This window comes from Streptomyces achromogenes (assembly GCF_030816715.1).
In the GTDB taxonomy this organism is placed as follows: domain Bacteria; phylum Actinomycetota; class Actinomycetes; order Streptomycetales; family Streptomycetaceae; genus Streptomyces; species Streptomyces achromogenes_A.
This window is the reverse complement of record NZ_JAUSYH010000001.1, coordinates 303,001-323,336: the sequence shown is the minus strand read 5'-3', so window position 1 is coordinate 323,336 and position 20,336 is coordinate 303,001. Positions and strand designations below refer to the sequence as shown.

The 20,336-nt window shown below is 70.4% G+C and carries 20 protein-coding genes; 6 read left to right on the top strand and 14 right to left on the bottom strand.

Annotated elements, in window-relative coordinates:
• Nucleotides 1–9: 9 nt before the first annotated feature.
• The 4 genes from QF032_RS01345 to QF032_RS01330 form a co-directional block, all read right to left on the bottom strand.
• A complete protein-coding gene (locus tag QF032_RS01345; RefSeq protein ID WP_307054501.1) occupies nt 10–1,392 on the bottom strand; it encodes a family 2 encapsulin nanocompartment cargo protein terpene cyclase in 1,383 nt (460 codons plus the stop codon).
• A gap of 80 nt (nt 1,393–1,472) precedes the next feature.
• Complete coding sequence (locus tag QF032_RS01340; RefSeq protein ID WP_307039233.1) at nt 1,473–2,888, bottom strand: family 2B encapsulin nanocompartment shell protein; 1,416 nt, start codon at nt 2,886–2,888, stop codon at nt 1,473–1,475.
• A gap of 425 nt (nt 2,889–3,313) precedes the next feature.
• Nucleotides 3,314–3,880, bottom strand: a complete 567-nt coding sequence (locus tag QF032_RS01335) for a hypothetical protein (protein ID WP_307054499.1) — start codon at nt 3,878–3,880, stop codon at nt 3,314–3,316.
• Nucleotides 3,850–4,344 (bottom strand): PaaI family thioesterase, encoded by a 495-nt coding sequence (locus tag QF032_RS01330; RefSeq protein ID WP_307039229.1) that lies wholly within the window; start codon nt 4,342–4,344, stop codon nt 3,850–3,852. The genes QF032_RS01335 and QF032_RS01330 overlap by 31 nt, the downstream gene beginning before the upstream one ends.
• Before the next feature lie 90 nt (nt 4,345–4,434).
• Between QF032_RS01330 and QF032_RS01325 the strand changes: the two genes are divergently transcribed.
• Entirely contained in the window at nt 4,435–4,902 is a 468-nt protein-coding gene (locus QF032_RS01325; RefSeq protein ID WP_307039226.1) for a winged helix-turn-helix transcriptional regulator, read from the top strand.
• 126 nt (nt 4,903–5,028) lie between these two features.
• Here the strand turns inward: QF032_RS01325 and QF032_RS01320 are convergent, their stop codons facing one another.
• A complete protein-coding gene (locus QF032_RS01320) occupies nt 5,029–6,270 on the bottom strand; it encodes a L,D-transpeptidase (protein ID WP_307054497.1) in 1,242 nt (413 codons plus the stop codon).
• A gap of 211 nt (nt 6,271–6,481) precedes the next feature.
• On the opposite strand from QF032_RS01320, the gene QF032_RS01315 reads away from it, so the two are divergent.
• From QF032_RS01315 to QF032_RS01305, 3 genes are all read left to right on the top strand, one after another.
• Entirely contained in the window at nt 6,482–7,456 is a 975-nt protein-coding gene (locus tag QF032_RS01315) for a GNAT family N-acetyltransferase (protein ID WP_307054496.1), read from the top strand.
• Between the two features lie 438 nt (nt 7,457–7,894).
• On the top strand, nt 7,895–8,086 hold the full coding sequence (locus QF032_RS01310) for a hypothetical protein (protein ID WP_307054494.1): 192 nt from the start codon (nt 7,895–7,897) through the stop codon (nt 8,084–8,086).
• A gap of 207 nt (nt 8,087–8,293) precedes the next feature.
• Nucleotides 8,294–8,827: a 2'-5' RNA ligase family protein gene (locus QF032_RS01305; RefSeq protein WP_307054493.1), complete on the top strand. Its 534-nt coding sequence runs from the start codon at nt 8,294–8,296 to the stop codon at nt 8,825–8,827.
• Nucleotides 8,828–9,003: 176 nt separating this feature from the next.
• On the opposite strand, the gene QF032_RS01300 is transcribed toward QF032_RS01305, so the two are convergent.
• Genes QF032_RS01300 through QF032_RS01290 form a run of 3 tightly spaced genes read right to left on the bottom strand, consistent with a single transcriptional unit; the run spans nt 9,004 to nt 11,937 of the window.
• Complete coding sequence (locus QF032_RS01300; RefSeq protein WP_307039219.1) at nt 9,004–9,510, bottom strand: hypothetical protein; 507 nt, start codon at nt 9,508–9,510, stop codon at nt 9,004–9,006.
• Nucleotides 9,511–9,520: 10 nt separating this feature from the next.
• A complete protein-coding gene (locus QF032_RS01295) occupies nt 9,521–10,279 on the bottom strand; it encodes a hypothetical protein (protein ID WP_307054491.1) in 759 nt (252 codons plus the stop codon).
• Nucleotides 10,276–11,937: a serine/threonine-protein kinase gene (locus QF032_RS01290; RefSeq protein WP_307054489.1), complete on the bottom strand. Its 1,662-nt coding sequence runs from the start codon at nt 11,935–11,937 to the stop codon at nt 10,276–10,278. The genes QF032_RS01295 and QF032_RS01290 overlap by 4 nt, the downstream gene beginning before the upstream one ends.
• A 394-nt stretch (nt 11,938–12,331) precedes the next feature.
• Here QF032_RS01290 and QF032_RS01285 point away from each other — a divergent pair, with 394 nt between their 5' ends.
• Entirely contained in the window at nt 12,332–12,769 is a 438-nt protein-coding gene (locus QF032_RS01285) for a VOC family protein (protein ID WP_307054487.1), read from the top strand.
• Nucleotides 12,770–12,967: 198 nt separating this feature from the next.
• On the opposite strand, the gene QF032_RS01275 is transcribed toward QF032_RS01285, so the two are convergent.
• The 5 genes from QF032_RS01275 to QF032_RS01255 form a co-directional block, all read right to left on the bottom strand.
• A complete protein-coding gene (locus QF032_RS01275) occupies nt 12,968–13,405 on the bottom strand; it encodes a VOC family protein (RefSeq protein WP_307039209.1) in 438 nt (145 codons plus the stop codon).
• A 330-nt stretch (nt 13,406–13,735) separates the two neighbouring features.
• Complete coding sequence (locus QF032_RS01270; protein ID WP_307054486.1) at nt 13,736–14,782, bottom strand: hypothetical protein; 1,047 nt, start codon at nt 14,780–14,782, stop codon at nt 13,736–13,738.
• 228 nt (nt 14,783–15,010) lie between these two features.
• Nucleotides 15,011–15,451 (bottom strand): peptidoglycan-binding protein, encoded by a 441-nt coding sequence (locus QF032_RS01265; protein WP_307054484.1) that lies wholly within the window; start codon nt 15,449–15,451, stop codon nt 15,011–15,013.
• A gap of 160 nt (nt 15,452–15,611) precedes the next feature.
• Nucleotides 15,612–16,430: an SAM-dependent methyltransferase gene (locus QF032_RS01260; protein ID WP_307039205.1), complete on the bottom strand. Its 819-nt coding sequence runs from the start codon at nt 16,428–16,430 to the stop codon at nt 15,612–15,614.
• Between the two features lie 244 nt (nt 16,431–16,674).
• Complete coding sequence (locus QF032_RS01255) at nt 16,675–18,306, bottom strand: PucR family transcriptional regulator (RefSeq protein ID WP_307054482.1); 1,632 nt, start codon at nt 18,304–18,306, stop codon at nt 16,675–16,677.
• 231 nt (nt 18,307–18,537) lie between these two features.
• Between QF032_RS01255 and QF032_RS01250 the strand changes: the two genes are divergently transcribed.
• A complete protein-coding gene (locus QF032_RS01250; protein ID WP_307054480.1) occupies nt 18,538–18,687 on the top strand; it encodes a hypothetical protein in 150 nt (49 codons plus the stop codon).
• Between the two features lie 162 nt (nt 18,688–18,849).
• Here the strand turns inward: QF032_RS01250 and QF032_RS01245 are convergent, their stop codons facing one another.
• Nucleotides 18,850–20,274 (bottom strand): non-reducing end alpha-L-arabinofuranosidase family hydrolase, encoded by a 1,425-nt coding sequence (locus tag QF032_RS01245; protein WP_307039201.1) that lies wholly within the window; start codon nt 20,272–20,274, stop codon nt 18,850–18,852.
• Nucleotides 20,275–20,336: the final 62 nt, after the last annotated feature.

The following is a 20,336-nucleotide window of genomic DNA, read 5'->3' as shown; positions in this document are numbered from 1 at the left end:
GTCCGTTCTCTACCAGAAGTCGGGCAGGCTGTATCGGTAGGTGTTGGTGCGGTGCCAGTCGTGGTTGCCGTCGACCCAGGCGGCCACTCCCCGCAGGAAGCGCAGGACAGGGGGCAGGGGGCAGGCCTTCGCGAGGTCGGCCGCGGCGGCCTCGAAGGCGTGCTGGAGGTCGTTGTGGACTTCGACGGCCTTCAGGTAGGCGTCGCGCTCGGAGAGCTGTTCGTGGTGCGCGATCACCACCGGCAGGTTCAGGTGAAGGCCCGGGCTGTCGAGTTCCTTGGTGTACGAGTAAAGGTCGTTGACGATGGTGGTCGCGTTGCCCGCGAGGGCGATGACCCGCTGCATGTCCGGCCGTGCGTGGAGATCCGCGGGCAGTTCGTAGTCGCCGACGGTGTCGGTGATGGTGGGGCACGGACGGAAGTTGTTGAACTGACGCATCGCCAGGTACTCCCACACCTGCGGGACATGGCCGGTCTGCGCCCACGCGGCCTCGGCGAGGTAGCCCAGGTGCAGCCGGGCCATGTCGTGCCGGTAGCGGTCGGCCTGCGAGGGTGTGGCCGCGCGGACGAAGTGGCCCATCGCGCTGCGGTACGCCCGTCGCGGGGCGTCCGAGAGGAGGGACTCCTGCCACGCCGACGCGTACTCCGCGGTGGTGTGGACATGGTCGAGCGCCGTGTGCGCGAGGAGGAGGCGCCCGCCGAGACCGACGGGTGACCCGCCGTGGTCCTCGCAGTAGCAGTCGTCCACCGCGTTCTCCGCGACCATCAGGCGCGTGGCGAGCATCAGGTGGTCGACCGTCGGAGCGTCGGGGTGGCAGGCGACCATGTAGCGGCCGACGGAGAAACCGTCGAACTGTCCCTCCCACTCCTCGGGATAGAGCTGCACCTCGTCCTCGGCCCAGCGCTTGATCCGGCGGCTGACCTCCTCGACGCGCGAGGGGTCGGGCTCCGGGACGGGATGGTGGTAGAGACCGGGGACGGCTCGCCCCGCGGCGGGCGGAGCGGGTGCCGCGGACACCGGTTCCGGGAGCGGGGGTCTGTCCCTGACGGACAGGGCGAGGGAGGTCGTGCCCAGTCCCGTGGGTCCGCGCAGGATCCCCTGGAGATCGATCTCCGGGCGGGTGATCCCCGGGCGGGCGATCCCCTGGGGGCCGGTCCCCTTGAGGGCGGAGCCGGACGCGGCCGTGTCCGGCGGGCGCTGTACGGCGGTGGCGGGCGTCGGAGGCGGTGGGCCGGGGAACGCGACCGGCGGGTGCAGTGCTGCCAGAAAGCCGGAGACCGCCGGCGGGGCCGCAGGGTGCGCGACCACCGGCGAGGGGGCGTCCGGCACGGTCGTGTGCGGCGTCGGCCGCAGTTCGGGCGGGGATGATCCGAGGGGCCCGGGGTCGGGCATCGTCGGCTCCTTGGTGCGGTGGGGTGGGCGGTCCGTCGTGCTCGGACGTGTCAGGCGTGGGCCTGCGGCGGATCAGGGCTTCAGCGCGGCCTGGGGGCGATCTGCACGTTCTCCATCACGCCGAGGGCGTCGGGCAGCAGCACCGCGGCGGAGTAGTAGGTGCTGACGAGGTAGGAGATGATCGCCTGTTCGTTGATGCCCATGAACCGCACGGAGAGCCCCGGTTCGTACTCGTCCAGCAGTCCCGTCTGCCGCAGACCGATGACGCCCTGGTTCTTCTCGCCGGTGCGCATCGCGATGATGGAGCTGGTCTGCTCCTTGCTGATCGGGATCTTGTTGCACGGCAGGATGGGTACCCCGCGCCAGGCGGGGACGGACTGCCCGCCGAGGTCGACATGATCGGGGTAGAGACCGCAGGCGTTGAACCCACGTCCGATGGCGGCGATCGTCCTGGGGTGCGCGAGGAACATCTTGGTGCCGCGCCGACGGCAGAGCAGATCGTCCATGTCGTCCGGGGTCGGCGGGCCGAAACGAGGCTGGATGCGTTGCTTGAAGTCCGCGTTGTTCAGCAGCCCGAACTCGGGGTTGTTGATCAGCTCGTGTTCCTGTCGCTCTCGCAACGCCTCGATGGTGAGCCTGAGTTGCTCCTCGCTCTGGTCCATCGGACCGTTGTAGAGGTCGGCGACCCGGGTGTGGATCCGCAGCACGGTCTGCGCGACGGACAGCTCGTACTCGCGAGGCTTCGGCTCGTAGTCGACGAAGGTGCCCGGCAGTTCGGCCTCGCCGACGTGACCTGCCGACAGGGCGATCTCTGCCTCGCCGTGTTTGTTCTGCCGCTGCCGCGTGCGGGAGCTGAACGCGTCGACGTGGGCCTGTAGACGGGGTGCGCGGTTCAGGACGGCGGTGAAGTCGGCGTGGGAGAGGGTGAGGAGGGTGCCGGAGGTCTCGGCGGTGACGGTGCAGTCGTGACGGGCGTCGCAGTCCGACAGGGCGTTCTCGCCGAAGTGGTCGCCGTCAGCGAGCACCGCGAGGGAGTTCTCTCCGCCGTACTGGCCCTCGGAGGTCTGGATGAGCCGGCCGTGGGCGATCAGGTGGATCCGGTCCGCGGGGCTGCCGCGCTCGACGAGGACCTCGCCCGCGGTGAAATCGCGCTGCGTGCAGCGGTCGGCGAGGGAGGTGAGCACGTCCGTGTCCTCGAAACCGCGCAGTAGGGCCAGTTCACCGAGCTCTCGGGGGATCACCCGGACCGTGGCGCCCTCCTGGACGAACTCGATGCGTCCGTCGCCGAGGGTATGGCGCAACCGGCGGTTGACCCGGTAGGCGCCGCCCTTGGCCTCCACCCAGGGCAGCATCCGCAGCAACCAGCGGGAGGTGATCTCCTGCATCTGCGGGGCGGACTTGGTGGTGGTGGCGAGGTTGCGGGCGGCGGCGGTACTCAGGGACTGCTGCGCCGCGACGGGTGTGGTGGGAGTCTCCGGAATGCTGTCGACGGACATCGGGGGCTTTCTCCTTGCGCGGCAGGTCGTCCGGGCGCACACGGGTGCGCCGGACGGGAGACAGGGAGGATGGGGCGACGAGCGGGAAGGATCACGGGTATCCGTCCACCTGCAGAAAGCTAGCCGCTGAACCGCCCGCATCCACCGGGGAGACGGGATGCTTACCTCGAAGCGGTGACAATCAGTTGAATGCGGTTTATCAGCCCGCCATGCGTCATCGCCCCCGCGCCGCGCAGAGTTGTCCGGGCGAGCCACCGGTGCAGGCTGTCACGGCCGGCCTCCGCCGTTCAGCGACCGGGTCCCGGCCGGCTGACGGCCGGCTGTACAGCGACCGGGTCCCGGCCCGGAGGCCGCCGAAGCGGGCCGCACCGCTGCGGGTGGCGGGCACCTGGTGATGTGGGCTCAGAGGCGGGTCGCTGCGCGGATCAGGTCGGCGACCGGGCGCAGGCGGCTGTGCGACGGCGAAGCGATCGCCGTGGTGACGGGCAAGGCGAACAGGGGGAGTTGAGGCGGTGTGGTGACCTCGACCGGCCGGAGGTGGGGGGCGTCCCCCAGTACGCGGAGGAGTTGAGGGGCACCGGCATCCTGATCGGCAACGCCTGCCCCGGGTGTGTGGCCACCGATCTCGACGGATTCAGCGGGACGCGGACCGCCGCGCAGGGCTCGGCGTCGCCGCCGATCGCGAGCCGGGACGACCCCGCCCCCTCCGGCGGTACGCCGGCGACCTCGGCCAGACCCCGACGCCCGTACAGCGACAACTTCACAGGGCTCCCCGAGGCGTCGAACTCGACGTACTTGCCGCCGAAGCCCTTCGCCGCCTTGAGGACGCGCTCGACAGAGAACCGCTTGCTCGCGGCCATGTCCGCCACGCCCAGCAGTACGACGATCTCGTCGATCTGCCGGCTCTCCGGGCCGGAGTCCTTCTCAGGGGCATCGAGGCGTCGCAGGCCGCGCGGGGCGGTCAGCGGGGCGCGACGGGGAAGAGCATGCAACTGCTGATGGCCTGGGCCAGCAGCCGGTCCTCGGAGTCACGCAGCTCCGCCTGGGCGAGCGCGGTACGGCGGCCGCCGTGGAGCACGGTGCCGATGGCGCGGATTTTGCCGGTGTCGACGGTGACCGGGCGCAGGAACTTCAAGGTCAGGTCGAGCGAGGTGTAACCCGTGCCCTGAGGCAGCACGGACTGGACGGCGCAGCCTGCCGCCGAGTCGAGGAGCGTGGCGAAGACGCCGCCGTGGACGCTGCCGATCGGGTTGTAGTGCTCCTCGCCCGGCACCAGCACGAAGACCGCGCGGCCGTGCTCGGCCTCCTCCAGGGTGAAGCCCAGGGCGGCGGCGACCGGCGGTGCGGGCAGCCGGCCGGCCAGGATCTCGCGGAGGAAGTCGAGACCGCTGTGACTTCCGATGGCTCCGGCAGAGACGGCGGGGTCCGACCACTCGAACGTACGTGACCTGCGCATTCCCACTCCCTGACATGGCTGACTTCTGCAATTGAAGTTAGCCGCGCCCCCCTCTGGCTGTCAATCACGAAGCCAGCCTAGGATGGGCGCATGAGGTGGCTGGAGACGAGCGCGGAGAACTGCACGGTCCATCGCACTTTGGACCTGGTCGGCGAGAAGTGGTCGCTGTTGCTGATCAGGGACGCCATGAACGGCGTCCGGCGTTTCGACGACTTCCGGCGGCACGTCGGACTGTCCGAGGCCGTCCTGGCCGACCGGCTGCGCAAGCTGGTGGCGGCCGGGATCCTGGAGACCGTCGCCTACCGCGAGCAGGGCCGTCGTACCCGGCACGAGTACCGGCTCACCCGCAAGGGCTGGGATCTGTGGCCCACGATGATCGCGCTCAAGCAGTGGGGCGACCGGTACACGGCGGACCCGGAGGGGCCGCCCCTGGAGGTTCGCCATGCGGACTGTGGTGAACCTCTGCGCGCGGTGGTCGTCTGCGCGGAGGACCACGGGCCGTTGAATCCTCGGGAGGCCCGTACGCGCCCGGGCCCGTCGGCGCAGTCTCTCGGTTGAGGGGCAGGACGCCGCTCGCCAGGCCGGAGTCAACGACACCGGGGTGCTCCGCCCGGTCGTCGACCCATCCGCCGAGAGGGAGGCCGAGCGGGCCCTGGCCGAGGGGCCCGGGAGCGTGGCCTGGTGTCAGCCGGCCGGGCTGCCCGCGACCCACTCGCTCCACGGCACGTTCCAGTCGCTGAGGCCGTTGTCCGGGGCCGGCATGGTCTTGTCCTTGGGGTTCTTGACGATCACGACGTCACCGATCAACGAGTGGTCGAAGAACCACGCGGCCGGCAGCCTGCTGTTGCCGCCGTTCCTGACGTCCTTGAGACCTACGCAGCCGTGGCTGGTGTTGACCTTGCCGAAGACCGAGTCGGCGCCCCAGTAGTTGCCGTGGATGAACGTGCCCGAGTCGGTCAGACGCATGGCGTGCGGCACGGCCTTGATGTCGTACGAGGGCTTGCCGTTCTTCTCCTTGAGGCCGACGCTCGCACCGTTCATGTGGATGTGCCGGAACTTCTCGGATATCACCATCCGACCGTTGTACGTCGGGTGCTCGGCGCTGCCGGACGAGATCGGGATGGTTCTGATCGTCTTGCCGTTGCGGACGACGGTCATCTGCTTCGTCTTCGCGTCCACGGTGCTGATCTGGCTCCGGCCGATCGTGAACGTGACCGTCTTCTGGACGCCGTAGCGGGTGAGCGTGACGGTGACGGTGGAGCCGGGCATCCAGTAGTTCTCGGGGCGGAAGTCGAGGCGGTGGTCGGTGAGCCAGCGGCCGACGACCTGCTGGCCGCTGCTGGAGCTGACCTGGATCTCCGACTCCACGGCGGCCTTGTCGCCGACCGCCCTGTCGAAGGTGACCGTCACCGGCATGCCCACGCCGACGGTCGAGCCGTCCTCGGGGGAGAGGTGGCCGATGAAGTCGTTGGCCGGCGAGACCGTGGTGATCGTGGCGTTACCGCTGGCGGGGCGCCTCTTGGCGTCCTCGGCCTCTGCGGCGATCTGATACGCGGTGGCACGCTCCAGCGGGCCGTTCGGCTTCCAGGAGACGCCGTCCGCGGACACGGTGCCCGCAACCTCGGCCCCGGTCGCGACGGCGGTCATGGTCACCTTGGTGAGCTTGCCCTTGCTGACGGTGACACCGACCGGGTCGTCGATCCCGACGTTGTGGGTGCCCTGCCCGGGCGTGATCTGTATGCGGGCCTCGGAGGTTTCCGCAGCGCCCTCCTGCTGCGCCCGCGCCGGTGACGCGGAGTGGGTGCCGGGGCTGGGGCTGTCGGTACCTGTGGCAGCGATGCTTGTACCGCCGAGGGCCGTGACCGCGAGTACGCCGCCGAGTACGCCGGTCGTAGCCACCAGTCCGGTGCGTCGTTTCCTCAGCATGATCAAACACTTCTCCCATGGCACTGTCTGTCTCTGCATCCCTGCGCTGATCACCGAAGAAGCGCAACCAGCCTTGAGACTACTTATAGCCATGCGTATGTCCATAAATGGGTAAATTGTGGCGAAGGCCACGCTTTGCTGAACCCGTGCGCGGACGTCGCACTCAGCAATTCGGATGACATCGTGATCCGGCGCTGTCTACGGTCGAGCCATGGCCTTCGACCTCGCAAGTCTCACCCGCCGCCCGATCGCCGCGAGGGACGCCGCCGCCCTGGCCGAACTGCTCAACGCGATCGAGGCCGCCGACGTGTTCGGCGAGTACTACTCCGAGTCGGATGCCGCCGAGCAGATCAACGCCCCTCTGCTCGACCTCGGCCGGGGCACGGTCGGCGTCTTCGACGGCGACCTCATGGTGGGCTACTCCTCCGCAGCCCACAAGCCGCTCGCCGAGGGGGTGCACCGGGTGGGCGTGAGCGGCGGCGTGCATCCGGACTACCGGCGCCGGGGACTCGGCGCCGAGCTGCTGGCCGCCGGGATCGCGAGCGCCAAGGTGCTGCACAGCATTCATCACCCCGGCCTGCCGCTGGCCGTCGATGTCCAGAACAACGCGCTCAACGACAGCGCCCTCGCCTGCTACCGAGCCGCGGCAATGACGCCTCTCCGCTCGTACTCGCACCTGCGGCATCCGCTCGGAGCCGCCATCGTCGACGTGCCGGCACCCGAAGGCTTCGTCTTCGAGGGCTATTCCGCCGACAACGACCCCGAGTTCCTCGCGGTCGGCAACGAGGCCTTCCTCGAGCGTCGGGGCGGCGTTCCGATGCCCCCGGAGCAGTGGCGTGGGCTGCTCGGCTGGCAGGCTTTCCGCCCTGGCCTCAGCTTCCTGTTGCGCGACGCGGGCAGCGGTGCGGCCGCCGGCATGCTGCTGACCTTTTCCTGGGACGCCGACACCGAGGCGACCCGTGTTCGTGACGCACACTTCATGCGCATCGGAACCCGCCCCGCATACCGCCGGCGCGGCGTGGCCGGCGCGTTGATCAGCCATGCCCTGCGCTCCGCGCAGGACGACGGATTCGACCGGGCGAGCCTCGACGTGGACGCAGACGGCCTGACCGGAGCGAACGGCCTGTACGAGCGGGCCGGATTCATCGTCGCCCGCACCGAAGTCAGCTACACCCTCAAGGTGTGAGGACGGGGCCTCGGTCGCCCGGAGGCGAAGCTCGACCGCTCGCCGCCGACCGCGCTCCACGGGGTCCATGCACGCGTAGCCGTGCCGGCGAGCCCTTCAAGGACGTGCGGCCACGCAGTCTCGCCCAGGAGTGCGTCGGCTTGGGGCGTACCTCCGTACAGGAAGTGCGGGGAGGCCTGCGCCCGGGTGTCGCCGGGAAGGCGTGGTCGGCGGCCCGCGTCGTGACGGGCGATCAGATGCGCGGTGGTCCCGGCTGAGCGTCTGCGCCGCGCGGCAGGGGCTGCCCCCGCCATGTCCGGGAAGAGCGATACGGGCGCTGTTCCCCGTCGTGCCCCGGACCCGCATCGCACCGGACTCCGGCAGCTTCTCGAATCCACCGCTCGAGATGACAGCCGCCTGAGAGGATGGGGGGACCAGCATACGAACGGAGCGTAGAGCGTGCTTGTGCTCATCCTGTCGATTGCCCTTCTGCTCGTCATCGGTGGCTGCGTCTGCGTCTTCTGGGATGCCCGCGGTGACGCCCCTCGCTGGGCGCGCGGTGTGGCGAAGGCGACGCTGCTCGGCAGTGAGCTGGCGCGCAGCGCGAGCAGTGGGAGTTCCCGCTCGCGGCAGAGCAGCGGGGACGATTAGGCGCCGTCCGGTGGATCGGCACCGAAGCCGTCACCGGACCGCCGTCGCGGTGACAGTGGCGTGAGAGACATGGGCGCGGTCGTCCTGCCGCATGGATTCGAGCCCGTTCCGTAGCGTGCGAACGCCCGGGTGGCGTGCCGCTGTCCGGGCCCTCGACCTGAGCGTCGTCCTCGGTGGATCGAGGGTGATCGCCGGTAGGCTGCTGTGGTGCGCACGGTCGAGGTATTGCTGGATGAGGCGGCGGACGTGGCCGTGCGGGAGGCGTGGCGGCGACTCGCGGATGCGGGGCTCCCCAGTCAGGCGCGCCACCGTTCTCCCACCAACAGCCCGCATCTCACGCTGGCTTCGTGCGGGGAGTTGACCGCCCCGATTCGCTGGGAGCTCGCCGAGGTGGCGGCTGCTCTGCCGCTGGCGGTGAGGTTCACCGGTGTGGTCCGTTTCGAGCGGCCCACATCGGTGCTGGCCTGGGCTCTGGACCTCGACAGGGCGCTGGCCGACCTGCACCGCCGGGTGTGGGAGGCGGTCTCCTCGGACAGCCGGCCCGAAGCCCTCAACCCCTTCCACGAACCCGGACGCTGGAGCCCGCACGTCACCCTCGGACGGACCCGCCGGGCCGGGGCCTTCGCCGACCGGCGGATCCCCGAACTGCTGCCGGCGCCGCCGTTGTCGGTCCGGCTCACCACCTTGCGCAGCTACGACACAGAAACCGGAGCCCTGGAAGTACTTGAGCCTCGTTCCTGACCGGCCGCCTCCGCTGCACCCCTACCGCATCCAGAGCCCGCGAGGCCAACGGGGCGGCCGTGCACGTGCGTTGGCGGCCGGTTCGCGTCCGAGGATCGTGCTGTTCGTCGACGGCGGCCCGGCCTGGCGTGTGGCCGCCGGGCGGGCGGGACGAGTCGAACCGGGCCCAGCGCAGGTCAGCGCGCCCGGTCGTCGCCCTGGGCCCTTCTCGTCTCCTGGACGGCACGACGCAACACGTCCTTGAACCAGACCCCCACCGGGTCGTCGCCGAGGCCGACGTGCATCGAGCCCGCCTCGGAATGGTTCGACCAACGTGTGCACACGGAGACGCCGCTGTCCATGACGAGCCGTGGATCGACCTCGGTCACGGTCATGTCGTCCAGCCGTCCGCAGAGCGCGGTGGTCGATCCCGTGCGCACATGGGTCACCGCCAGCAGCAGATGTCGCGGCGTCAACACGGCGGCGGTCAGGGACGTCTGGGTCGGGCCTCCGCCGAGCAGCCGGGGCAGGACGCCGGGACGGCGGCGCGGGACACTGCGGGTCTCCACACAGGCGGTCACGACGGCCGAGAGGTCGCCGAGCCCTTGCAGCTCGGCCTCGGCCAGCAGTGCCGCCCGCAAGGAGGGATCGAGGGCGTCGAGCGCGCAGCGACGGCTTGCGCGGTCGTACAACTGGTCAGGCATGCGCGGCCGCTCAGGGACAGTCGTACGTGAGATCGGTGACGACCGTGCGGTCGACCGGGGAGAGGAGATGCAGTTCGGCCCGGGCCGCGTAGTGGCTCCTGCCCTGGAAGGTCCACAGCAGGTGCAGGCGTGCCTGACGCTGGCCCCCGGCCACCACTTCCCGCAGGACACCCGAGGCCGTCCCGTCGCTTCGGACCCAGCGGTACGAGAGCGTCCCCGGTCGGCCGTTCGTGGCGACGAGGCCGACGACGTCCGCGGTGTCGTCGCACCCCACGACCGCCGGCCGCGCCACTACCTGCACCGCGCCCGCTTCGAGGGACGGGCCGAGGCGCTGCCAGGCGAGAAGTGCGATGACGCCGATCAGCACCAGCGCAGGCAGGGCATGTCTGCGCAGACGCCGCCGCGAGGGCGCGGGAGGAGACGGCATCGAGGGCAGCGTCCGGTGGGTGCGCTCGGCGACCGCGGCGGTCACGCCCGGGCCGAAGCGCAGCACGGTGCCTTCGACGCGGTCCGGTGCGGGCGTCGGCGTCACCTGCGTCTGCGTGAAGGGCGGCGTGACGAGGGTCGTGTCCGCCTCGGACGGCCGTTGGATCCAGTGACTGGCCAGCACGGTGGCGCTGTACTCGGCGTCCTCCGGGCCGGGCTCGGAGCTCCGCGCGTGCTCGCCGAGGTCGCCGAGCACCTGGGTGGGCCCGGCTGCGCCGCCGAGCACCTGGGTGGGCTCGCTGTCTTCGGCGGAGAGCGGGGTGCTGTCGTGGTGAGCGGTCATCGGATCTCACACTGCCTGGTCAGAAGTTGTCGCGAGCCGCCGCCGTCGGCGGAAGCGGGTGTCGTGGTCGCCCCTATCGCCCAGTAGCAGCCAGTGCCCCGGAAGGTGTGGTCGACGGCGAGGGTGTACTGGGTGGATCCGCTTCGCGCGAAGGACTGGGACGCGCCGTCCGGTGTGCCGAGCCCGCGGCCGCCGGCGCTCGTGTACCACGCGATGTCGACGGAGAACGGGCCGGTTCCGTCCGTCGTGACGGTGATGGTCGCGGTGGCGGTCGTCGGCCCCGTCTGCCGGAAGCCCGTCACCGTGACGCCCTTCACGGCGGGAGCCGACGGCGGGCTCGGGGAGGCGGTCGTCGGCGTGGCCCCGGTGGTCGGACCGCTGGAGGTCGTCTCCTCGACCGGAGCCACGGTGGCGGACGCCGGGGGTTCGCCGGGGTCGGCCGTCACCGGGGCCGAGACCGAAGCCGAGTCCGACGGGCCGGGTGACGCGCTGGACGACGCGCTGGAGGACGGGGACGCGGAGGGGTCGGCCGACGTGGTCGGAGCGGTGGACATCGCCGGCCCCGCGGCTGCCTGGGCACTACTGGTGGCCAGTGCCTGCGCCGCCTGTTGCGGCGCCGCGTCCGGGGCCTGCCGCAGGCTGTAGGACAGGAGGACGCCCAGGATCACGGCCGCGGCGGAGACGAGCATCCCCGCCCGGCCGGGCAGCCACGCCCGCGCCGTGCCGTGGGCGGCTTCGCGGCCCAGGACCGTGCGCGCGGTGTCCGTCGTGGTGCTGGGCGGCGCGTTGCGGGCCGAGGGCAGGAGCAGCGGCACCAGTGCCACCAGCGCGGCGAGCCGGCCACGTCCGCGTTCCTCCCAGTCGGCCCCGTAGGCGGCGCCCGCGGCCGCCTCCAGCTCCGCGACGAACGCCTCGGCGTGCGCGGGACGTTCCACCGGGTCCTTGGCGAGGCCGCGCCGCACCAGGTCCCGCACCGCCTCGGGGGCCTCGTCGGCGGGGATCGGCCCATCGACGTGCTGCAAGGCGAGTTCGGCGAGATTGTCACCGGTGTAGGGCCGGTGGCTCGTCAGGCACTCGAAGAAGGTGGCCGTGGCCGCGTACACGTCGGCGGCGGGCGAGGCGGGGGCGCCGGTCCACTGCTCCGGGGCCATGTAGGAGGGGGTCCCGGCTGCGCCGGCGCTGGCGCCGACGTCCACGGCGATCCCGAAGTCGACGAGCCTGGACGATCCGTCCGGCACGACCAGGACGTTCTCCGGTTTGTAGTCGCGATGGACGACGCCGACGCGATGCGCGTCGGCCAGGCCGAGCAGCGACCCCTTGAGGACCACGAGCGCGGCCTCGGGCTCGAGCGGGGCCGCCCTGGTCAGCAGGGTCCGCAACGACACGCCGTCCACCAGCTCCATCACGATGGCGGCGCCGTCCGGGCTCTCGACGTACTCGTACAGGTCGGCGACGTAGGGGCTCTCCAGCCCGCCGAGCAGCCGCGCCTCAGCTCTGAACCCCTGCACGAAGCCGGGCCTGGTACGCAGTGACTCGCTGAGGTACTTGACCGCCACCGGAACGCCGGTCTCCTCGTGCACGGCCAGGACGACCCGCCCGCTCGCCCCTGCCCCGAGTTCCAGTGACTCGGTGTATCCGGGTACTGCCCATGTGTCCATTTCCATCCCCCCACGGCGGCCGTTCGGCCCGACCTCCGCCCCTCCGAAGCAGCGAGCCACGCGTGAGGAGACACCGTTTCGGCCGCCGCGGTTGCGGTGCGGCGCCTCCGCCCACGTTCCCGACCGGTCGCCGGAGCGCGCGGTGGGGAGCGTACTCGCCGAGGGGAACCGCCCGGTAGTGCCGCGGCGTGTCCGGTGAGGGAACCCCCTGTGCCTCGCCGGTCGTCGTTGTCCCTCCGTCTTCGTCATGGTGAACAGCCGGATACCGACGTACCGTCGAGGCCGGCCGTGCCCCGTCCACGAGGGCGCCTGTCTCGGTCGGTGGTGCCGGGATCGCCCGCGTGGCGTCCTTGCCGGAAGGGACCCGATCGGCCGGCTCGATACGATGCAGCGCATGGCCATCAAACTGGAGAACGTCGGCATCGCGGTTCGCGACCTCGAAGCATCGATCGCCTTTTTCACCGACCTCGGCCTCACGGTCCTCGGCCGTGACACGGTCAGCGGTGAGTGGACGGACACCGCCGTCGGCCTCGACGGCAACCACGCCAACATCGCGATGCTCCAGACGCCGGACGGTCAAGGTCGTCTCGAGCTCTTCGAGTCCATCCACCCCGAAGCGATCGAGACGGATCCCACGCGTCCCAACGAGATCGGCATGCATCGCGTCGCCTTCTCGGTCGACGACATCGACCAAGCCCTTGAGACAGCGGCAAAGCACGGATGCCATCCGCTGCGCGGGGTGGCGACCTATGAAGACGTCTACAAGCTCACGTACGTCCGCGGCCCCAGCGGCATCCTGGTGATGCTCGCCCAGGAGCTGAAGAAGAACTGACGGCCGATCGCGTCATTCGGCCTCTCGCGCTCCGCGCTGGAGTTGTTCGTGGGGGGCCTCGCGGGGCGGGACGCGGTTCACTCCGCGAGGCGGTGGGCAAGGCGGAGCAGATCTGCCGGCTTCGGCACCCTTTGGTCGAAGCCCGGGAGGGGGACGTGAAGCGGCTGGGTCCAGTGCGTCATGTCGTCCCGAACAGCGTCATGTCGTCGTGGGCGACGTCGATACGCTCGACGGGTTCATCCACATGACCTGCCAGCCGTGGCCGTCGAGGTCGTAGAAGCTGCGTGAGTACATGAAGCCGTGGTCCTCGGGGCCGTCCGCCTCGACGCCGCCCGCGGCGAGCGCGGCCTCGACGACCGTGTCGACCTCATCGCGGGCTGACACGCTGAAACAGTAGAGCGCCAGCGTGTGCGTGGTGGGATCGGCCATCGGCAGCTTCGCGAACTTCGCGAACGTCTCGCGGCTGAGCAGCATGACGGAGGCCTGCTCGCCGACCTGCATGCAGGCGGCGCTCTCGTCGGTGAACATCGGGTTGTAGCTGAATCCGAGCCGCGCGAAGAACGCCTTGCTGCGCTCGACGTCCGCCACGGGCATGTTCACGAAGAGCATGCGACCGGCGTGTGAGGGAGTGGCCATGATGGTTCTCCAGTCCTAGGTTCGACGGGTGTTCGCCGGGTAGACAGGTCCGGCCCGCGGAACTCATCGGTGGACGTCGGAAGTCGCATCAAATGGTCTGGCTCCGGTCGCGGGCGGGGGAATCTCACGGACGAGCAGGGGGCGCGCTGGGGTCGGCGAGCCGGTGTCACCGACTCGCGCGACGACCTCAAGGCGGACGACCTCAAGGCGGACGACCTCAAGGTGCTGATGCGTTGCCCCGCTGCCCCGCTGCCCCCGCCTCGTCGACGGGGCCCGCCGCGACCCCTTCACCCGCCTGCGACACGGTTCACCCGTCGTTTCCCATCCGGGTCACGTCGCGGTCGTTTCCTCCGCCGGGACGCGGTCCGGTTTCTCGTCCGGTGCGGCGGGGGTTCCGTCACCGGCCTGCTCCACGGCAGCCGCTGGTCCGGTCGTCAGGTCGTGCCCGGGCCCGTCGTCCTCGATGACGGCGCGGCTCTCCTGGCGGACCGCCGTTCCGGTCGGTCCGCCCACCTCCGACAGCGTCATCTGCGCCCGGTCGTCGACGAGGCGGGTCACGAGATGTTGTGCGGCCCCGAAGACCGCTGCCCACGCGAGTACCTGCGCCCGGCTGTCCAGGTCGCTGAGCCCGGGGACGAAGGCACCCCGGATCAGCAGCACCCCGAGAAAGGCCGACAGGGCCCCGGTCGGGATCTTCAGCGCCGCCGAGGCAAGAGGGAGCATGTAGGGCGCGCTGGTGCCCCGGATGCGGCGCAGCGAGGCGATGACCGTGAGTGCCGCTCCGAGCAGCCCGGCGATCTCGACCGTGAGGATGTCCTGCGACCGGGCGAGGTCGCTGGGAACGGTGTTCGCCGTTCTGTCGTGGTACTCCGCGCTGGGACAAACGACGTGCATCTGGTTCGGGTCGCCGGCGCTGGCCTTGGGTGCGAAGCACAGGCTGAGCGCGCGGGGGGCCAACGCACCGTAGAGAGCGAGGCCCGCCACGCCGATGAAGACGAGGATCGTCGCGGTCCAGAGCATGTTGCGCAGGCTGCGGACCCGGGCCAGCTCGGCGTCCAGACTGCTGTACGCGCTGTCGAGCGCGCGGGCCAGCAGTTCACGGTCGTCCGGGGTCAGCCCACCGGAGACGATATGGCGGATCCGTTGCGTGAGCCGGACGCGCCGCGGGTCGTCCCTGTCCAGATGCCGTTTGACCAGCGCCATGACCTCGCTCGCGCGGCCGACGGCCTCCTCGTCGGGCACCAGGCGGAGCAGCAGCACGTCGGCGCCGCGCAGATTCGACCAGACGCCCTCACGGGCGATCGAGCCGGACCAGGGCCGCCGCCACCCGAACTCCTCGTCGGCCGCGGATCGGGCCTTCTCGAGATGCGCCCGCACTCCGTCTAGATAGGCCTTGCGGCCGTCGTCGCACGGCCGCCTGGACTCCTCTCGTTTCAGTTGCACCTCGAGGCAGGCCAGTCGCGCTCTTGCCAGGGCCCGCCAGCGCGACCGCGGTGGCGCGCCACGCGGTCCGAGAGAGGGCCGTGGGGCACCGGGCCGGGTTGTTTCACCAGCCGTCAGAAGAACGCCCATCGCCGGCCCTCCTTCGGTCAGGGCACCGGGCAGCTATTCACTCATGTGGAGAGCCGGTACATGGAGTTTGTCCCACGATTTCCGTCCCGGAATGCCGTCGGCGTCACTGCCGATGAAGCCGAGTTTCCGCTGCCACTCGGCGTAGGATTTCCGGTCGGCCTCGCTCCACTGGAGGTCCGGCTCGTCGGCATACGCCGAGCAGCCCTCTTCGATGAGGCGCCATCCCATGACCTCGATGATCGGGCTGCTCACGGACGACTGGAAGAAGTCCTTGCCCGGGAAGGGCTCATCGTCGTTGTCCGGCACGTCGGTCGGCGCCGCCACGCGGACCCGCTGGCCCGGGTGAATCAGGTTCGGATTCTTGATCTGGGGGTTCCACTTCTTTACCTGGGCCAGTGTCACATCGAACATGGCCGCGATTTCGGAGAGCGTGTCGCCCTCCCTTACCACATAGAACTCCGGTGTCGCATTCATATGGACCATGTTAATGAACAGTCGAGAAGAAATCGAACGGACGGCACGTCGAGTGGGTCCGGTTGAATTTTCGCCAATTGAAGGTTCGATTGAATGGCCTACGAAATTACCCGCGACGGGCCGGTGGTCGGCCGGCCCGTCCCAGCGGCTCGCACCAGCTCTACGCCTTCCGTGCCAGTCCGGCGGCGATGAGGTGTTCCCAGACCGTGAGCTCTCGTTTGCCGGCGCTGGTCCACGGGTTGTCGGTCTCGTCGGGACGCCACAGGGACGCGGGCACGATCCCCGGATCGAGGATCTCCAAGCCGTCCAGGAGGGCGGCGATCTCGGCGTCCGTGCGCCACCGGCCGCGGCCGAACGTCTGCTGGAGGACCTTCTCGGCCTCCTCGGTCTCCGGGTTGTTGCCGGAGCGGAAGTGGCTGATGAAGAAGTAGCTTCCGGAAGGGACGTGGTCGCGCCAGTAGCGGACGATGCCGGCCGGATCCTCGTCGTCGTTGACGTGATGGAGGATGGCGCTGAGGATGACGGCGACGGGACGGTCGAAGTCGATGAGTTCGACGGTGTCGGGATGAGTGCGGATGCCTTCGGGGTTGCGCACGTCGACCGCGACCACACGGGTCCGGTCGTTGTTCTCCAGCAACGCGCGGCCGTGGACCAACACTTGGAGATCGGTGTCGACGTAGACGACCCGGGACTCGGGAGCGTGCCGTTGCGCGACCTGGTGGACGTTGTCGGCGGTGGGCAGGCCGCTGCCGAGGTCGATGAACTGCCGAATGCCGGTGGTCTTCGCGATCTCCTTGACCGCCCGGGTCAGGGCCGAGCGGTTGGCGAAGGCGATGGCGACCGAACCGGGCAGGTCGCGCTTGAACACATCGCCGATCTCGCGGTCCACGGCGTAGTTGTCCTTGCCGCCGAGCAGGTAGTCGTAGACGCGGGCGATGCTGGGCTTGGCCGGGTCGATGGAGGAGCCTTCGTACGTCATGGCGGCCATTCTCCCCCCAACCTCGCCTGCGTACCCGCGCTTTGAGACCCTCCGACCGCTTGATCACCGTCCTACGGGACAAGTGTGAGACCCGGGTGTGCCGTCCGGGCCCGAAGAGGGCCTGCACGAGCGCGACTTGGGTCTCCTCGCGGTCCGCCCCGCCCCTGCCGCCGGTGCGCTGGCCCGCACTGACCGTGCACCCCCTCGCGGGCGGCGCGCCGGCGCACGGACGGGACCTCGCGCGTCAGCCGGCTCGCCACACGTCGAGTGCCGTGAGCGCCACGTGGAGCTCGGTGCGCTGGTCGCCCGATTCGAGGTCACGGGCGAGGAGGCGCTCGACGGTGCGCAGGCGTTGGTACAAGGTCTCGCGGGAGAGGCCGCCCCGGCGGGCGGCGGTCGTCTTGTTGCCGGCTGCCTCGAGGTAGTGGCGCAGGGTCGTCAGCAGGTCGGTGCCGTGCTGGGCGTCGTGGTCGAGGAGGCGCCGGAGCTGCCGTTCGGTGTACTCCTGGACCCGGGGTTCCTCGCGCAGGGCGTAGAGCAGGCGGCGCAGACCGATGTCGGACAGCTCGTGGAAGGAGCGGTCCCGGGGGAGGGGCTGGCCGGGCGGGGTGGCCTCGGCGACGCGGGCCGCGGCCCGGAACGAGCGGGCCGTGTCGGCGATGTCCGCGACCTCGCAGCCGATGCTCACGACCGCCCCCGGGACCAGACCCAGCACCGTGCCGGACAGGCGCTCGACGACGGGACGCCACGGCTGGGAGGCGCGCAGACCCAGCAGGATGCCGAGACGGCCGGGGGCCAGTTCGCCGACCAGGGCCGGCACGCCCGCCGTGCTCAGCTCCCGCACCAGACGGGACTCGGTCTCGGCTCCTCCCTTCCCCGCGCCCGCGCCTAGGTCCACCAGGCCGGCCAGGAAGTGGCTCCGATCGGTCGGCAGGCCCAGTGCGGCGCAGCGGGCGCGGGCGTCCTGCGCGGAGCGGTGGCGCTGTTCCACGAGATCGAGCAGGGCGTTGCGGTGTGCGGTGCGTTCCCACGGGGTGGGGTGGATGAGGCGTGCCACGGTCAGGGCCATGGCGGCCCGTTCCAGCACGGTGACGTCCTGCGGCCCGAACGCCGGTCCGTCGGTGCGCGCCGGGAGCATGGCCACGCGACCCCAGCGTTCGCCCCGGTACTCGACGGAGGCGGTGAGCCAGCCCTCCGGGCCTCGTGTCGCCGTGTGGTCGCCGGGTCCGGTCGCCCTGGAGCGCCGCTCCCAGTCGGTGAGTGCCTCCTCGACGGTGAGCCCGGACGGTTCGCAGATCAGCGCCTGGTGCGTGAGGTTCTCCAGGACGACCGTGCGGCCGCTCGTCTCCGCCGCCGCGCGCACCACGTCCTCCGGGCCGGCGCCCCGCAGGGTCAGCGCGGTGAACGCCTCGTGGATGCGCTGGGTGCGGCGCATCGCGTCCGCCTGGTTGCCGAGCAGCAGGGCGTGCACGACCTGGGTCACCTCGAGGAAGTTGACGTCCTTGGCGAGGGTGACGAGGGGGAGTCCCCGCAGGCGGCAGGCGTCGACGAGCGCGTCCGGCGGGCGGTGGTAGCGGCGTACGAGTTCGATGACCAGCGCCGCGGCTCCGACGTCGGCGAGTTCGTCGACGTACCGGCGCACGCCGGACGCGTCCTCCGGAAGCGGCATCCCGGTCGTGAGGACGAGTTCGCCGCCCTTGAGGAACGACGCCGGGTCGGTCAGTTCGGTGATGTGGACCCATCCGACCGGCCGGTCCAGCTGAGGCGCGCCGGTCACGACCTGGGGCTGCCCCGCGGCCAGGACCGGAAGGGCCAGGACGTCGGCCACCGTGAGCGGAAGAGTGGGCCCATGGCCGGCCGGTCGGTTGTCGTTCACGGTGTTCTCCACGGGGTCCCTGCCGGGCACGGCCAGCGCCCGGGAGTGCCCGGCCACTGTGACAAGCGTCGCTGACCGGCGCAAGAGCGGTCCGGGAGCGGGGGAGCCCGGCGCCCCTCCGCCAGGCTGACACATCTCCGACGACTCGGTGCTGGTCAGGTCGGTCATGGCGGCGCGCAGGACGGCGTCCACCCCACCGACGGCGGCCGCACCTTCACCACCCTCGACCTGATGCGGTCCGCCTCCGCCCTGGGCCTCGGCAAGGCCGCGCCCGGCGCCTCCTACCGGGCCGGGCCCTGTACGTGGTCGACGCCGTCAAGGACGTTCCGTGTCTACATCGGCACCAACGGACGCGGACTCCAGTACGGCGACCCGTCCTGACCCCGGCCCCGCTCCGACGCCGGCCGCGGCGTGGAGGGTGGGTGAGAAGTGCTCCACCGCGGGGAAGGCAGGGAGGTCCCGCCTTCCCCGGGCCGGGCGGAGGCCGCTCGTTCGCGGGCCCCGCCCGGCACGGTCACGAGCTGGTGATCACGGGTGTGCCGGTCAGCGCTGCAGGGTGAGCACGCCGGGCCGGTAGGGCAGCTGCTCGTAGGGTGTGCCCTGCGGCGGGTTGGGAGCCTGGCCCTGGTAGAGGAACTGCAGGTTGCACGGGTCGATGGTCATGGTCTGGTCGGGGTTGTTCCGGACCAGGTCGCCGTGGCTGATGTCGTTGGTCCAGGTGGCGCCGCTGTTGGCCTTGCCCGCGAAGGGGCTGCTCTCGCTGGTGGCCTGCGGAGTCCATGAACCGTTCAGGCTGGAGGCGGTGAACGAGCGGAAGTAGCGCACGTTGCTGGACGTCTTCGCCTCGACGATCATGAGGTACTGGTTCTGGTCCTTGACCTTGTAGACCTGGGGCGCCTCGAAAAGGTTGTTGGCCGTGTCGCTCATGACCGTGGTGTACGAGGAGCCGAAGTTGCCCGGGAAATTCCCGATCGGCATGGTCGCCTTGTAGATCTTGCCGTTGTCACCGGCGAAGAACAGGTACATGTTCTGGTCGTCGGCGATCAGGGTCTGGTCGATCGGGCCGGTGCCGGACTCGGTACGGGGGATGGTGCCGGTGAACAGCGCCTGCGGCGCGGACCAGCCGTTGGCGTTGGTGGGGTCGCTGGAGGTGCGGTAGATGAAGGGCCACGCGCCCCACTGATAGGCCAGCACCCAGATCTTCTTCGGGGCGAAGTAGAACAGGGACGGCGCCACCGCGTTCTCGTTCATGCCGGTCTGGGAGGCCGTTGCCATGTCCGACCAGTTCGTGAAGGGGGCGAACGCCATCGAGCCCCACTTCCCGGTGGACGTCGAATAGTTCGTCCCGTAGACCAGGTGCTTGCCGTTGTACGTCACGGTGGTGAAGTCCTTCAGCGAGGACCATCCGTTCGACGGCTGCGCCAGGGCGCCCGTGGAGGTCCACCGGTACGTCGACGGCAGGGAACACGTGCTGCCGGTCGAGGCCAGGCCGGTCCACTTCTGGTTGCTGCCGCCGTTGCACGTCGCGAGCTCGACCGCGGTGCCGTTGGCCGTACCGGATCCCGTGGTGGCAAGGCACAGCCCGGATTCCACGCCGACGATGGTGCCGTCGGAGTTCACCCGCCACTGCTGGTTCGCGCCTCCGGTACAGCTCCAGATCACCGGCCGGGTCCCGGGCGTGGTGGCGTGGCCCGGCGAATCCAGGCACTTGTCGCCGTACACGGTGAGCTGGTTGCTGTCCGTCGACGTCCACTGCTGGTTGGTGCCGTTCCAGCAGTCCCAGATCTGCAGATTCGTGCCGTCGCTCTGGCTGGCGCCCGGAACATCGAGACACCGCCCGGAGCCCGTACCGCGCACGGCGCCACTGCTGGCCGCGTGAGCCGGGTTGACGACGAGCGTCGCCGCCGAGGCGACCAGGGCCGCGAGCGCCACGGACAGATGCCTGCGGCTGAATCCAGGTCTGTGCATGGGGGCCTGCTTTCTTTGAGTGAGCGATTCCGGCCGGCCCCGTCGGGGCCGGCCGGACTTCT

Bases quoted from the DNA above. Each gene is read 5' to 3' on its own strand.
- QF032_RS01345 (WP_307054501.1), bottom strand. From the start codon at position 1,392: ATGCCCGACCCCGGGCCCCTCGGATCATCCCCGCCCGAACTGCGGCCG.
- QF032_RS01340 (WP_307039233.1), bottom strand. From the start codon at position 2,888: ATGTCCGTCGACAGCATTCCGGAGACTCCCACCACACCCGTCGCGGCG.
- QF032_RS01330 (WP_307039229.1), bottom strand. From the start codon at position 4,344: ATGCGCAGGTCACGTACGTTCGAGTGGTCGGACCCCGCCGTCTCTGCC.
- QF032_RS01325 (WP_307039226.1), top strand. From the start codon at position 4,435: ATGAGGTGGCTGGAGACGAGCGCGGAGAACTGCACGGTCCATCGCACT.
- QF032_RS01320 (WP_307054497.1), bottom strand. From the start codon at position 6,270: ATGCTGAGGAAACGACGCACCGGACTGGTGGCTACGACCGGCGTACTC.
- QF032_RS01315 (WP_307054496.1), top strand. From the start codon at position 6,482: ATGGCCTTCGACCTCGCAAGTCTCACCCGCCGCCCGATCGCCGCGAGG.
- QF032_RS01300 (WP_307039219.1), bottom strand. From the start codon at position 9,510: ATGCCTGACCAGTTGTACGACCGCGCAAGCCGTCGCTGCGCGCTCGAC.
- QF032_RS01295 (WP_307054491.1), bottom strand. From the start codon at position 10,279: ATGACCGCTCACCACGACAGCACCCCGCTCTCCGCCGAAGACAGCGAG.
- QF032_RS01290 (WP_307054489.1), bottom strand. From the start codon at position 11,937: ATGGACACATGGGCAGTACCCGGATACACCGAGTCACTGGAACTCGGG.
- QF032_RS01285 (WP_307054487.1), top strand. From the start codon at position 12,332: ATGGCCATCAAACTGGAGAACGTCGGCATCGCGGTTCGCGACCTCGAA.
- QF032_RS01275 (WP_307039209.1), bottom strand. From the start codon at position 13,405: ATGGCCACTCCCTCACACGCCGGTCGCATGCTCTTCGTGAACATGCCC.
- QF032_RS01265 (WP_307054484.1), bottom strand. From the start codon at position 15,451: ATGAATGCGACACCGGAGTTCTATGTGGTAAGGGAGGGCGACACGCTC.
- QF032_RS01260 (WP_307039205.1), bottom strand. From the start codon at position 16,430: ATGACGTACGAAGGCTCCTCCATCGACCCGGCCAAGCCCAGCATCGCC.
- QF032_RS01250 (WP_307054480.1), top strand. From the start codon at position 18,538: ATGCGGTCCGCCTCCGCCCTGGGCCTCGGCAAGGCCGCGCCCGGCGCC.
- QF032_RS01245 (WP_307039201.1), bottom strand. From the start codon at position 20,274: ATGCACAGACCTGGATTCAGCCGCAGGCATCTGTCCGTGGCGCTCGCG.